Source organism: Lysinibacillus sp. UBA5990, assembly GCF_002429815.1.
GTDB lineage: Bacteria > Bacillota > Bacilli > Bacillales_A > Planococcaceae > Lysinibacillus > Lysinibacillus fusiformis.
On the sequence record NZ_DJAY01000015.1, the window covers coordinates 1,431,975 to 1,445,071 of the forward strand.

Below are 13,097 nucleotides of genomic sequence, written 5' to 3' on the forward strand. Positions count from 1 at the left end.
CCCAATAGGTAAATTAGATGCCATAAATGATGTTAAAAAATTGTATACCATGTGCCTTGGCTTACATTATCGATAACATTAAAAAGGCTATGAATGATGATCATTCATAGCCTTATGCTTATTGAATTAATTGGCTATCGTCTCTTTAGCTCAGCAGAGGTCAAAACCGAAATGAATTACTTTTAAAAATTTTAAGAACAAAGCTGTGCCTAGACATCTTTCGTTTAGTACTTAAATAAGCATGTCTTTTAGATCTATAGCATTTTATTCATGTCGTTGTTAATTTAGCGTATATGATAAAAAACAACGTCAACTCTCCCATGATGACAACGTTTGGGACTTCTACTATCAAATTAATGATAAAGAAAGTGGCTAAGATCCCAATAAATAATGTTAAATGATAAAGCGTTAAACGATCTTGTTTAAACCTATACTGATGAAAAACTATAGTAGTTGTCATGAAATATAGGCATACAGAGCCGAATATAAAATATAAATCAAATGAATAACGAACCTCATTTAGAAACAGAAGCTTGATGGAAGCGGCAATCATGCTCAAAGACATTAATACAAACAGATGGCCATAAATAATGGTTTGACCAGATGTTTCGATTGATTTGTCCACTTTCTTTTCTACATTTTCGAAATACTGCCACCACATCGAAACAATTAAAATAAACGAGATGATTGAAAATAAAATAGAATCCCAATCTCCTTTTTGTGGCTGTAGCACATACAAGGTGCTAACAACTGATTCTCCGAAAAGGATTAATGTCAATGAAGCAAAACGTTCTAATAAATGAGATGTATTAGTCGGAGCCTTCACCAAATATTTACGTCCCCAAAAAGGTACAAGGATATCAATCAGAATGCCTATATACAATATGATATAGCGAATCCATGAATCAAATAAGATAGAAAAACAGGATATAATTATGCCAATCCAAAAACGTGTGCCTAAATAGTGAGCAACGTCCTTTCTATTACCTTCTTCATAACGGTGAACAACTAGATATTGGACCGCAGTAAGGGCTCTTAATCCAATATAGCCAATTAGAAATGGCAAATAATATTGATCAAAGTTAACCGATAAGCTAGATGTCATAATTAGGACAAATAGCATCTGGAATATTGTAAAAATCCTTTGGTGTAAAAAATCCTGTCCAAAACGATTAATAAACAATGTTTGTCCTACCCAAGACCACCAAATAGGGATAAATATTAAAACAAACTTCAAAAAATACTCTGGGCGAATTTCACCTTTTTCAACATGAAGTAATACATTAGTGGCAGTTGAAACAGCTGCTACAAAAATCAAATCATAAAAAAGTTCTAACCATGTTATTTTCTTTTCTTCCATCTCATCAAACTCCTTCAAATCCTATTAGCTAATCATATAATAAAATGCTTTTCTTAATAAAGAACCTGTTTAAGCTTAAATCAAAAAATTTTAGGCAAACAAAAAAGGAACTGGAGTCAGTTCATTTTTTGTTTGCCTTGCGAATACGATCCATCCCACTTACTTAACAATACTAGTATGAAAATTGATAACATAGCAAAGTTGAGTAAAAATAGACCGATATTTACAGAAATAATGATACAGGGATCTCAGTCTTATCATTTTAGATGAAAAATCTAAAATGCTTGTACGTACGCCAAAACTTTAGCTATTGTAGAAAAAAACACCTCCTTTGGATATTACATTCAAAGGAGGTGTTTTTATAGTAAGTAACTTAATTTAAAGATTAAACGGCTTGTTCTAGCATTGCTTCTAATTCATTTTTGTCAAATTGATACGTTTCATTACAGAAATGACATTGTGTTTCTGCTTGCCCATCTGTATCGATCATATCTTGGAGTTCTTCGCTACCTAAGCTCACTAGCACATTCGTTGAGCGATCTTTTAAGCAAGTGCATTGGAATAGGACTTCTTGTGTTTCGAGAATTTTTACATTCCCCTCTCCTACAACCATTGTTAGGATTTCTTCTGGTGTTAGTCCATCACGTACCATTGCTGAAATCGTTGGAATACTTTCTAAACGTTTTTCAATTTCTTCAATAATTTCTGCCTCCGTGCCAGGTAATGCTTGAATAATAAAGCCCCCTGCTGCTTGGATTGTATTATCAGGGTTAACGATAACTCCTACCCCAACGGAAGAAGGTATTTGCTCAGACTGTGCTAAATAGTATGTGAAATCTTCCCCTAATTCCCCTGAAATAATAGGTACCTGTCCTACAAAGGGATGTTGTAGACCGATATCTTTTGAAATGGTTACCATGCCATTTGTTCCTACGGCTCTTCTAACATCTAATTTCCCAATACTGTTTAGGGGGAAATGTGTTTGCGGGTTTGTTACATAGCCTCGTACCTTACCATTTGCGTTAGCGTCAACAAGGATTGTACCTAAATCACCCCCACCATTTATACGAATGGTTAATTTGTCTTCATTTTTTAACATAGAACCAAGCATCACGCCGAAAGTCATTGAACGTCCTAACGCTGCTGATGCGGTCGGCCATGTATAGTGTCGATGTTGAGCTTCCCCTACTGTATCGACTGTTCTTGCTGCTATAACCCGAACTTGTCCGTTATATGCTAAACCTTTCACTAAATAATCTTTCATTATTATCTCTCATTTCTTCAATTTTTTAATAGATGAATCAGTGTTCCCCTTAATAAATCAGCATCTTCTGACGTCCCTAGCCCAACAATTTTCCCATCGACGATTCAATGATCCGATTATCGTGCTATTGATTTACCTAAGCCTTCAGTTGCATATCTATAATTTAAGGGCATTTGATCTCTTTCACATGTCCATGATAACGATAGTTCACTTATTCCTACCAAAGAACATAAATCATCGTTTTGATGGGGCAAAAACCGCTGATAGAAAACAAATAGTTCAATTATGAACTATAAGGGGGAATAAAAGTTAGAACATATCTGCTCTAACTTAAGTTACCTAACATTTTTTGGAGTAAAGTAAAAGAAGTAGCTTTTTCCTCTTCACTGAATCCATGAAACATTTTCTTTGTAAGATGATCAAAAATTTCTTCAAAATATTTCTGGACATCCAGTGCTTTTTTAGTTGCAACGACATACATTACTCGTTTGTCCTCGCTATTTCCCTCTTTTACAAGATAACCAGTCTTGACTAAACGGATAATCATTTCAGTAATGGTTGATTTTTGTTTGAGCATTGTATCACAAATACATTTAATTTGTATGCGTCCGCCATTTTTGTACACAATGTATAACAGCATAAAATGGCTTGGGGCTAAGTCATTATAGCCTAATCGTTTTAACTCATGCTTTAGTTCATCTTGTACAGCGGTAGAAATTATGGTATTAAATAAAATTGCTTCATGTGATTGTGTATTTGCCATTCGTATCACCGCCTTTAGAATAGTTCAATTTTGAAGTTATTTCAACTAATAGACTCATTTTAATGTTCTTCACTTTCTTTCTCAATGATTTTTTTGTTCGCAATTCATGAGCGGATACGAATGTTGAGAAACTATTTGCCCTAAGCCCTCTATCGGATTTCACAAGGCAACTACCACACGAGCTGTTCAGTCCTATACGACGGGATATAAAATTACAATTAAATAAAATAGTGCATCTGCTTTTATTGTAAAAGATCTGCAGCATAACAATAGAAGATGATTATTTCAATAAATAACCATCTTCTATATGGAGTTGTATAGGGTGATGGTTAAAAACATGATTTACAAGCCAGCCATTGGCGAAAGAAATAAGAAGGCAAAGTGATTGTGAATGGTGAACAATATACAATGATTCTATGTGATTATGAGCAGAAAGAAGAAAAAGTTGAATTTAGTAGCAAACATTCTTCCGATATAAAAGAACTGTCGTAAGTAAGGAGACCTTCCCCACCCAAGAATTCTTTAAATCCTAGAAACCTTGTTAGATTAACGGCTTCTAGAACTTTTTTCATCGCTAAAATTTTTAAACGATGGCTGTTGTAGTCGATTTTGAAACAAGTTCTCTCTCCAGCTTTTTTCGCTTAGTTCGTAATAAAAGCCCTACCATTAGGTAAAGCATTGTAGTAATAATGCCTGCCGTTGGAGAAACAAGAAATTCTTTTCCCTGAGTAATTTTGATATATCCATCAAGAATAAGTGGATTCACAAGCGCATCTTCTGTCATATGCATAAGGACAAGTGGCCAAATACTTTTCGTCATTAAATAAATTTCTGTATACATGACTGTCCAACAAATCATCGTCACAATACCTATCAACGCAAATAGCCACCTATTTACAGGAATTACACTGAAGATATCACTTTCTGATAAGAACACTAAAAAATACGGAATATGCCACGCTCCCCAAACAACACCAACAATAAAATACAACCAAAAATCATTTACCTTTAACGTTAAAAGTTTACTTGTCAAATAACCTCTCCAAACGGATTCCTCAAAAAAGTTTTTAACAAATTGGAGCAGTAAACCACCAACAAAAACTGAAATTAATACATCTAAATTAAAATCCGAAAAATCCATCCAGCCAAATATATAGCTTACTAATAAAACTACAGAAGTTATCACAGGATAAATCAGGAACGAGACAATATACCATTTTATGTTACCTTTCAAATTAGGTAATAAGCCTATATCTCGACACCCATCTCCTGCAAAGACACGTAACAGTATAGTTGTCAGCAACGGAAATACTAGCCAAATGCCCATCCCAAGCGTGTCACCTTTAGGCTGTTCAGAGATGAAATGATCTACAAAAACACCAAGCCAGCCACATAGCAAGACAACAACTATAAAGATTATTAAGTTCCGTTTAGTTTTCATTATCAATCCGCCTCCCTGTTTTCAAGAATTGAAATAACCCACCTTGAATTGGGACAAAGAGTTTCAGGATGCAGCGCAATGTATTGGGTGATTCCTTGTATAGAACACCAAAATGCTACCGCAAGCGCTTCAGCATTTCCCTGTTTAATTTCACCTAGCAATTGCCCCTTTTCTATTAACAGAATACTCTTTTTTATTAATTTATCTGCTTCCGTAAGAATTTCTTTTAAATCTTCCGATAAGGAATCAAGATGTTGTGCATTTTCCATTAGCACAAACATTTTTGCAGCAGACGGGTGTGTACGGATCATGTCAAACAAATCCTCAGCAGCCGCTGTAAATATTGCCAATGGCGATTCATTCATAAAATATAATTATTATTACTCTTCGTAAATCTAAAGCATTCATCAGGCAAAGTGAATTCATAGGAAAAATGAACTTTCATTTCTTGTTTAAGTGTCAACTTTTCATGAATTTGAATATTTAATGTATCTTTTTCAAGTGTGTAAGTTGCCGTTTTTCCATCAATTGTAATGTTATGAAACGCAACGGTCGATGGCTGTTCTAGCTCGGGTGAGACAGCTTTTGTAAACATATTGGGTATAAAATAAAAAACTAATTGTTCCCAATCATCAGTGGAGAGATTTTTAACCAAGATGGTCGATTCTAGGTGGAATTTCCCGTCATTATCCACCTAAAGTACTATATAATATTCACCGAAATTACCAGGATTTATCTCCTGCAGCATGAATTCTTTACCATTAACCTTCGTAATAACCGTCGACTTTTCATTATCATCTTGTTTATTTAAATTGCAAGCAACAAGGAAAAAACAAAATAAAGCCAAACAAATAAATAAAGATTCTTCTTAATTTTTTCGGCCTCCAATCAATATGATAGTTCTGAAAATTATCAATATACAAAAAATATACCAACTAATTCCAAGTGTTTTCAATAACGTTTCTTTATATTAGGTATAAATGTTATATTTTAGAAACATAAACCTTCTTTAACTTCTGGTTTTTCGGATAAATTTTTTCAAACTAAATGGTGTATAAATTACCTTCCCTATATCGACATGTATTACAATTAGCATTATGACTTGATTGACGGTTGCAAATGCAAAAAAACCACCTACTATTTCAGATGTAAGTGGTTGTAATTCAATAAATTATAGTTTAACTTTTACCACTGTACCGTCCTGTGCTTTGACATCAACTAGCAAGATCCCTTTATAATTCTTCAGCTCCTGGACAATGGGCTTGAGTGTTTTTTTGTCTATTGGCGGCAAGGTAAAGTCCAGTTTTTTTCTTTCAAAGTATTCTTTTGTCCATTTGTTTATATTACGCTGAAATAATGTTGAAGACAAAATGGAAATAACAAGGTTTAACATCGCATATGGGATTGGGATGTTAAGTCGAACATCCTTTGTTTTCACTTTGACATGTATCATCAGTCGGTCACTAGTCAATGAACACAGAAACGGAATCCCCGTTTGCCGATTTAATATCAACGATTTGGCCATCTAATTCATTTTCAATGGCTTCCATTATAAGGCTGATATCTAGATCTTTCACATATTTTTCAGATTGTGGAATACTAGCTGCGATACTGTGTCCAGCCATTAATACTACCTTGACCAACTTGATAGGTAAATTGACAGTGACGTTATCGTTTTCGGTTGATATAATACGAACTTTTAATGTTTTATCTAAATATTTAGTTGGTTTTTCTAAAAGCTTATTCCCTGCTTCATCTTTCTCTTGCAATACTTGGATAAGTTCGGAACCTTTTTCTGCATCAATTTTCCCTTCCTGAACCATCGTTAATACTCGTGCAATTTCCTCTTTCATGATTTATTCCTCCTATTCTTCTTTTAAAAGCTTAATGGCTTCTTCTGCTGTGATTTCGCCATTTTCTAGCAGAGTAACAACATTCTTTTGATCTACTTCATTTTTCTTCTTCTTCTGCTCATATCCGAGGGATGAAATAATATCTGTTAGCTTTCCTCTAACCGTTGGGTAGGAAATTCCAAGTTCTTTTTCAACATCTTTAATATTTCCTCTACACGCTAAAAATACTTCCACAAAATGAAGCTGATCCTTTGATAAGGATGCCAGTTTCGATAATTCAAATTCATTTTCAATCGTAGTGTGGCAGTGAGAGCACTGCAACTTGGTAATTTTTAAAGTTTTACTGCAAACAGGACAATTTGTGATTACTTGATAGGCCATAATGAAATTCCTTTCTTTAGGTTGATTTGATTATATAACAAAGAATTTAAAAAATAAATAATTAAGTTTAATTATTTATCGAAAAAAATTAAAAATATTAATTTGTTGTTTAAAATAATTAATTTTAAAAAAGATATCTATATAAAGTGGAGGAACGTCATTTTATTTTAAAATGATAACCAATTGGAGTAGGTAGAGGCAATATGGTAAAAGAAAATTCCCCCTTCTTTCAATGATTCAATCCAAGTTACTGAATAGATCGCCTTAGTGGTTCAGGTCTTTTCACTGAGCTATTAGAAGGTTAGAAAGTGACAAGAAATTTTCCCTATATGCCAAGTGAAATGTATCCCATGTACGGTGGATTTGGACGTAATCCTATAAAGCGAATGGTTTTCTCATTGGATGATTTCAACCATATCGCTACCCCTAAACAGCTATCCTCGCTATGTATAATTATTAATCTTTCAGTCAACGAATGATTTTTGTATAGGAGTAGCAGCATCAATACAAACATGATGAGCAACTCCACTTACCTCACACCTTATCTGCTATAATAAGAGCTATGATTATGCAAAGAATCGACTCGTTTTTTACGCTCAATCTATTTGGTATTTTCCTCTGCCATTCCTGTCATTTTCAAGTGAAACAATTGCATACCGTTTTTAGTTCAATCGCTATAAATGTTTACTCTTTCTGTGCAGTTTCAACAATTTATAAGCCTAATTGGAAGGCATATTCATTTGTTAATGAGGAAAATTGTAGTGTTTCCTCCTTATAAATTTAATCCCCATAAAAACTTTATTATTTTGTTATTTGTTCACCAATGTTACAAACTAACAATAAGGATAGTTCAATATTCTTTTTATACATATCAGAAAACTATGTTTTAAGGTGGGAATTAGCTGATTACTCTTTCAGATTAAGAATTAAACCTATTGCATACTATCTTTAAAAATATCTGGCAGAAAAACTCCACAAATGTATTATAAGAACTGTTCTAAACAAAAGTAAGTACGCACTTTAAAGTTCCTATCCACCAACTTAATTTCTTCAGAACAATCATTCATGGCAAGTCTTCCATTGAAAATAGGTTTTATGAATGAATTTGCATATATCATCCAATAAGATAATTTTATATGATACCCTTAAAGAGAAATTTCCCTAGTAATATACTGGGTTAAAAAATAGGAGTTCAATGATTATGATTTCAAAAGAAGCATTAGAAAAAAATCAGATTTCCCTGTATGTATTTGTTTTATTACTGGCAGGAGCTATAGGGTTATTTGCCCCTAATATAGGCATGCGCTTGGACATTATCCTTTCTTTTGTTATTGCGTTATTAATGTACAGCATGTTTTCACAAATTCCTTTCGGCTCTTTAAAAGAAGCTTTTGCAAATGGTCGTTTTTTGGGGGCATTGCTAACGGTCAACTATATAGCGGTACCCATGGTTGTATGGCTATTAACTTTGTTTTTACCAAACCACCCACCTTTATTACTTGGTGTCTATTTGGTATTATTTACACCTTGTATTGATTATGTCATTGTTTTTACAGCACTAGGTGGGGGAAATGAAAAAGCTATGCTGATTTCGACACCTATTCTTTTCATTACACAAATGCTATTACTCCCTTTCTATTTGTGGATATTTATTGGACATGAAGCAGCGGAAATAGTTGAAGTGGGCCCTTTCCTAGAGGCGTTTTTGGTGCTAATCGTCATCCCATTAGTCATCGCTATAATTGTTCAGCTACTTGCTAAAAAATCTGTAATCGGTCATACAATCATTCAATTTTCTGCATGGCTTCCAGTTCCCTTTATGGCATTGACGCTGTTTGTTGTTGTCGCTTCACAAATCGGAAAATTATCGACATCCATTGATTTGATTGTTAAGGTCATTCCCGTTTACATGGCCTTTATGCTTATCATGCCATTTATTTCAAAATTTATTGGCAAACGATTCAAGCTTGATCTTGCATCTGGTCGAGCTTTAATTTTTAGTGGTTCAACACGCAATTCGCTTGTCGTTCTGCCATTGGCCCTATCTTTGCCAGATCCAATTCATACAGTAGTGGCTGCTATTATCGTTACACAAACGATTGTCGAAATTATAGGAGAAATCATTTACATTCGTGCTGTGCCTTATCTACTGTTACGCGAACAATAGGCTGATTTGTAATTCATGAAAAAATTTGGTACGATATACATACAATTATGAGAGGACTGATGGATGAACAATGATGAACTAAACTATATTTTAAGTTGAAATCAATAACTTCAAACTAGAAAATATAGGATTAGTCTGTCCACTTTTATCAATCAGTTTATACTTTTTTCGTCATTTTCCTATGGCAAAAAAGTCCTTTATCAATACCTGTAACCGACTAATCCTTCCAATGACAATTGGGGGGATTTTTTTATTCTCTCATAGTTACATCAAAATCCTAAAAAAGGAGTGTGGAAAATGAGCGATTTAGACACAATTGTTACACATGTATATCTCCGTATAAGTCGTTAATATCCATCCTACTTATGCGGAGACATGGACACCAGATGGATATGCCGACTTTGTATAAAAGAAAGAAAAAATTATTGCTATACAAAGGAGGAGTTATCATGTCAATGATACAAGTTCAAAATTTAACATTTTCCTATCCAGGTAGCTTTGATCCTATTTTTGAAGGTGTTAACTTTCAATTAGATACGGATTGGAAACTAGGATTTATCGGTAGAAATGGTCGAGGGAAGTCAACATTCTTTCATTTATTATTAGGGAAATATGAGTATAGTGGGAAAATAAATGCTTCAGTAGATTTTACTTATTTCCCCTACCCTGTTGCAGATCGGAACAAATATACGTATGAAATTTTTGAGGAGATTTGCCCGCAAGCAGAGGATTGGGAGTATCTTCGTGAAATATCGTATCTACATGTAGATGCGGAGGTTATGTATCGCCCCTTTTATACATTATCGAACGGAGAACAAACAAAGGTTTTGCTTGCTGCTCTTTTTTTGACGGAGGGTCAATTTCTATTAATTGATGAGCCGACTAACCATCTTGATACAGATGCGCGAAAAATTGTCGCTAACTACTTGCAGAAGAAAAAAGGATTTATTTTGATTTCGCATGACAGAACCTTTTTAGATGGCTGTGTGGACCATATCCTATCCATCAACCGAGCCAATATTGACGTTCAAAGTGGTAACTATTCTTCATGGAAGTTAAATTTTGATAGACAGCAGGAACACGAGGAAGCAACAAACCATCGTCTACAAAAGGACATAGAAAGATTAAAACATTCCTCGAAGCGTTCGGCGGGCTGGTCCAATCAAGTCGAGGCTTCCAAAAATGGGACAACGAATTCAGGTTCTAAGCTAGATAAGGGTTTTGTCGGACATAAGGCAGCTAAGATGATGAAGAGAGCGAAGCACATTGAATCTAGACAGCAAAAAGCAATCGATGAAAAATCAAAATTGCTAAAAAATGTAGAAAAAACAGAGTCATTAAAATTAGAGCCATTGGCATTTCAGTCAAAGGAACTAATAACTTTGACCGATGTATCTGTTCGATATGATGACCAAATGATTAATCAACCATTAAGCTTTAAAGTTGAACAAGGTGATCGTATTGTTCTTGATGGAAAAAATGGAAGCGGTAAAAGTAGTATTTTAAAACTCATTCATGGAAATGACATACAGTATACGGGTACCATCCATGTAGGCTCAGGTCTTATTATATCTTATGTGCAGCAGGATACTTCCCATTTGAAGGGATCATTATCGGATTTTATTGAAGAGCATGGCATTGATGAAACATTATTTAAATCCATCCTTCGTAAAATGGATTTTGATCGAATTCAATTTGAGAAGAATATAGCTCATTATTCAGGTGGGCAAAAGAAAAAACTACTTATTGCCAAAAGTTTATGTGAGAAAGCTCATATATATATTTGGGATGAACCACTAAACTTTATAGATATCTATTCCCGTCTACAAATTGAAGAGCTCATTCAGAGCTTTAATCCTACTATGGTGTTTGTAGAGCATGACCAAATATTTCAGCAAACGGTGGCGACCAAAATTATTTCTATGTAGCTAAGTATGAAAGCTTTGAAAACTGATCGTTATTAAGCTCTCCAGACGTTGCGCTTAATAACGCCAATATAAAGAAGAAATCCCAAGGAAAGACGACAAATGTTTTCCTTGGGATTCTCTATAGCCTTATACTAAATTTGCACTAGCTGTAAAGCCTTCTTAATATCCTGTATATCCTTTGTTAGAACACTCTTCACATTTGATCCAAACCATTCTAGTGAGGCATCTATCTCCATATTTGGATCTATTTCTGCTAGGAATTCACCGTAATCAATGGCCCCTGCAAATAATGGAACCATCCCTTCTCGAGTCCCTGATGCAGCATAGACATTGTTTGGTGCAAAAACATCAAGTTGTGTACGGGAGGCAATATTTTTAAAGTGAAAATGTGAAATATAAGGGCGAAGTTGCTTCATGGCGACAATAGGGTCCATCCCTGATTCCCATACGTGTAAAACGTCAAAGTTAACTCGTAGGCTTGAGTGTTTCGTTTCTTCGAGTAACTGTATGGTTGAGGGTAGATTATCTGTCAAAGTATTCGGATGAGTTTCAACAAGCAAGTATTGTCCTTTTGACTCGAGATAATCACAGACCAATTCAAGTCTGAAAGTAAGTTCTTCTCTTTCCTTCTTACTCGTTTCTAAGCTGCCCTGCTTGCCGACAAAAGTACGAATCTTATTTGTTCCCCAGCGCTCTGCAAGTGCAGATAACCTCTCTGTTTCAGCCATCATTTCAGAAACAGGTGCCTCTAATGGTAAATAATCACTAAGCATACTCGTTTCTAAACCGAAGGATTTTAGCCAATCTGCTCCATACTGAAGATCATCTGCTAAGTTCTTTGCATGAATACCCCAAAGCTCAATACCCTGAAAGCCTTGTGCTTTGGCAAAGTGAGCTAATTGATCTATTGAATGAAGATGGTGTCGAAACGAGATTGTACAAATAGATAGTTTCATAACGTGACCTCTTTCTTGTGCTGTAGTGTTAACCATGCTTGAAAGCATTCTTGTAATCCTTGCTTGATCTTGAACTCAAGTAGATTTTGTTCTTCTAGCTTCACAAAAATATCTTCTATTAATAATGGATCATATGTCATCGCAAGCTTCATCACTCGATATTGAACTGTTGTATAGCCCTTCACTAAATGCTCAATTTCATCACACCATGTGTCAAAGCCTTCTTCAGTACGGCCAAGTGCTTCCCAAAAATATGCAAATGCATGCTCATAGGCATATTTTCTTATTGCTATAACTGGCAATTGTTTTATTGCAGCCGGAAGTTTTGAGATACTTTCTTTATCATTTTTTACAGTATGCTCATTAATAATTTCAGCAATGGCATCTGTCAATGGATTACAATGAAGCTTGATACATGTATTAAAATAGGCTTCAACCGTCTCTGTAGTTGGAGCAATAATCGCCTCCGAATCAAAATAATAACCTCCTCCGACAGTTGGCTCTTGGATGGCAGCTAAAATTCTTTCCTTCGGTAATAACCCCTCCCAACGGAAATCAGGGTCATACATAAACCACTCTTCTTCATTTTCTGTCGATTCTAGCATCACATAATGAGGGAACGGACTTTGATGAAATTTATTCTCTCGCTCTGGAAGCTTTGATAAATCTAACATCACCATTACATGTTGCTGGGGAGATTTATGTTCTAATAACGCTAGTAGCTTATTTATATTTTCGTGTTTTGTTTGATTTTCGTCATACCATTTGTGAAGCTTGATTCCATAAAGCATTTCATACCATGTTTGAAAGAAATGGTGATCAATTTGATCAGAGTGGTATGTCAGCACGCCATTATCAAGCACATCGAAATCTGCATCCCATACCCCAAAATAATAAGGCCTATGATCGACGCCTTTGGTCTTCTTAATAGCCTCACAAACACAGCTTACAAAACAATGAACTTTTATCATTTTTAGCCTCCGA

14 protein-coding genes and 1 pseudogene are annotated in these 13,097 nt (G+C 34.8%); 3 read left to right on the forward strand and 12 right to left on the reverse strand.

The genetic code is table 11. The features are described 5' to 3' along the window. Nucleotides 1-268 precede the first annotated feature (268 nt). The 9 genes from B3D94_RS19715 to B3D94_RS19755 all read right to left on the reverse strand — a co-directional run bounded on the left by B3D94_RS19715 (nucleotide 269) and on the right by B3D94_RS19755 (nucleotide 7,062). Entirely contained in the window at nucleotides 269-1,360 is a 1,092-nt protein-coding gene (locus tag B3D94_RS19715) for a low temperature requirement protein A (RefSeq protein WP_069481451.1), read from the reverse strand. 385 nt (nucleotides 1,361-1,745) lie between these two features. Further along, a complete protein-coding gene (gene hslO / locus B3D94_RS19720; protein WP_291759684.1) occupies nucleotides 1,746-2,624 on the reverse strand; it encodes an Hsp33 family molecular chaperone HslO in 879 nt (292 codons plus the stop codon). Nucleotides 2,625-2,949: 325 nt separating this feature from the next. Beyond that, nucleotides 2,950-3,387 carry a MarR family winged helix-turn-helix transcriptional regulator gene (locus B3D94_RS19725; protein ID WP_036148446.1) on the reverse strand — a complete coding sequence of 146 codons (438 nt, stop codon included), beginning with the start codon at nucleotides 3,385-3,387 and terminating at the stop codon, nucleotides 2,950-2,952. A gap of 583 nt (nucleotides 3,388-3,970) precedes the next feature. Then, a complete protein-coding gene (locus tag B3D94_RS19730) occupies nucleotides 3,971-4,828 on the reverse strand; it encodes a CPBP family intramembrane glutamic endopeptidase (protein WP_025115222.1) in 858 nt (285 codons plus the stop codon). A gap of 2 nt (nucleotides 4,829-4,830) precedes the next feature. Beyond that, a complete protein-coding gene (locus B3D94_RS19735) occupies nucleotides 4,831-5,178 on the reverse strand; it encodes a hypothetical protein (protein WP_139133733.1) in 348 nt (115 codons plus the stop codon). An 11-nt stretch (nucleotides 5,179-5,189) separates the two neighbouring features. Beyond that, nucleotides 5,190-5,483, reverse strand: coding sequence for a M1 family metallopeptidase (locus B3D94_RS19740; RefSeq protein WP_144422585.1), 294 nt, complete (start codon nucleotides 5,481-5,483; stop codon nucleotides 5,190-5,192). A 516-nt stretch (nucleotides 5,484-5,999) separates the two neighbouring features. Then, nucleotides 6,000-6,281 carry a hypothetical protein gene (locus tag B3D94_RS19745; RefSeq protein ID WP_291759703.1) on the reverse strand — a complete coding sequence of 94 codons (282 nt, stop codon included), beginning with the start codon at nucleotides 6,279-6,281 and terminating at the stop codon, nucleotides 6,000-6,002. 10 nt (nucleotides 6,282-6,291) lie between these two features. Then, the gene (locus tag B3D94_RS19750; RefSeq protein WP_069481455.1) at nucleotides 6,292-6,681 is read right to left on the reverse strand and encodes an SHOCT-like domain-containing protein; all 390 of its coding nucleotides are present in this window, start codon (nucleotides 6,679-6,681) and stop codon (nucleotides 6,292-6,294) included. A 12-nt stretch (nucleotides 6,682-6,693) separates the two neighbouring features. After that, a complete protein-coding gene (locus tag B3D94_RS19755; RefSeq protein ID WP_036126004.1) occupies nucleotides 6,694-7,062 on the reverse strand; it encodes a DUF2089 domain-containing protein in 369 nt (122 codons plus the stop codon). A 308-nt stretch (nucleotides 7,063-7,370) separates the two neighbouring features. Here B3D94_RS19755 and B3D94_RS19760 point away from each other — a divergent pair, with 308 nt between their 5' ends. After that, complete coding sequence (locus B3D94_RS19760; RefSeq protein ID WP_291759711.1) at nucleotides 7,371-7,541, forward strand: hypothetical protein; 171 nt, start codon at nucleotides 7,371-7,373, stop codon at nucleotides 7,539-7,541. Between the two features lie 33 nt (nucleotides 7,542-7,574). Here B3D94_RS19760 and B3D94_RS19765 read toward each other — a convergent pair. Further along, nucleotides 7,575-7,842 (reverse strand): annotated as a pseudogene (locus tag B3D94_RS19765) (heme-binding protein); the annotation flags it as partial. 421 nt (nucleotides 7,843-8,263) lie between these two features. Between B3D94_RS19765 and B3D94_RS19770 the strand changes: the two are divergent. Both B3D94_RS19770 and B3D94_RS19775 read left to right on the forward strand, forming a co-directional pair. Continuing rightward, nucleotides 8,264-9,229, forward strand: coding sequence for an arsenic resistance protein (locus tag B3D94_RS19770; protein WP_291759714.1), 966 nt, complete (start codon nucleotides 8,264-8,266; stop codon nucleotides 9,227-9,229). 449 nt (nucleotides 9,230-9,678) lie between these two features. Continuing rightward, on the forward strand, nucleotides 9,679-11,157 hold the full coding sequence (locus tag B3D94_RS19775) for an Lsa family ABC-F type ribosomal protection protein (protein ID WP_291759717.1): 1,479 nt from the start codon (nucleotides 9,679-9,681) through the stop codon (nucleotides 11,155-11,157). 131 nt (nucleotides 11,158-11,288) lie between these two features. Here B3D94_RS19775 and B3D94_RS19780 read toward each other — a convergent pair whose 3' ends face one another. Together B3D94_RS19780 and B3D94_RS19785 are read right to left on the reverse strand one after the other, a co-directional pair. Next, a complete protein-coding gene (locus B3D94_RS19780) occupies nucleotides 11,289-12,113 on the reverse strand; it encodes a sugar phosphate isomerase/epimerase family protein (RefSeq protein ID WP_291759720.1) in 825 nt (274 codons plus the stop codon). Then, the gene (locus B3D94_RS19785; protein ID WP_069481467.1) at nucleotides 12,110-13,084 is read right to left on the reverse strand and encodes a DUF6005 family protein; all 975 of its coding nucleotides are present in this window, start codon (nucleotides 13,082-13,084) and stop codon (nucleotides 12,110-12,112) included. The genes B3D94_RS19780 and B3D94_RS19785 overlap by 4 nt, the downstream gene beginning before the upstream one ends. Between the last annotated feature and the right edge of the window lie 13 nt (nucleotides 13,085-13,097).

What these genes read in the sequence shown, in the direction of transcription:
- B3D94_RS19715 (WP_069481451.1), bottom strand. Translation starts at nt 1,360, where the DNA reads ATGGAAGAAAAGAAAATAACATGGTTAGAACTTTTTTATGATTTGATT.
- hslO (WP_291759684.1), bottom strand. Translation starts at nt 2,624, where the DNA reads ATGAAAGATTATTTAGTGAAAGGTTTAGCATATAACGGACAAGTTCGG.
- B3D94_RS19725 (WP_036148446.1), bottom strand. Translation starts at nt 3,387, where the DNA reads ATGGCAAATACACAATCACATGAAGCAATTTTATTTAATACCATAATT.
- B3D94_RS19730 (WP_025115222.1), bottom strand. Translation starts at nt 4,828, where the DNA reads ATGAAAACTAAACGGAACTTAATAATCTTTATAGTTGTTGTCTTGCTA.
- B3D94_RS19745 (WP_291759703.1), bottom strand. Translation starts at nt 6,281, where the DNA reads ATGATACATGTCAAAGTGAAAACAAAGGATGTTCGACTTAACATCCCA.
- B3D94_RS19750 (WP_069481455.1), bottom strand. Translation starts at nt 6,681, where the DNA reads ATGAAAGAGGAAATTGCACGAGTATTAACGATGGTTCAGGAAGGGAAA.
- B3D94_RS19755 (WP_036126004.1), bottom strand. Translation starts at nt 7,062, where the DNA reads ATGGCCTATCAAGTAATCACAAATTGTCCTGTTTGCAGTAAAACTTTA.
- B3D94_RS19770 (WP_291759714.1), top strand. Translation starts at nt 8,264, where the DNA reads ATGATTTCAAAAGAAGCATTAGAAAAAAATCAGATTTCCCTGTATGTA.
- B3D94_RS19775 (WP_291759717.1), top strand. Translation starts at nt 9,679, where the DNA reads ATGTCAATGATACAAGTTCAAAATTTAACATTTTCCTATCCAGGTAGC.
- B3D94_RS19780 (WP_291759720.1), bottom strand. Translation starts at nt 12,113, where the DNA reads ATGAAACTATCTATTTGTACAATCTCGTTTCGACACCATCTTCATTCA.
- B3D94_RS19785 (WP_069481467.1), bottom strand. Translation starts at nt 13,084, where the DNA reads ATGATAAAAGTTCATTGTTTTGTAAGCTGTGTTTGTGAGGCTATTAAG.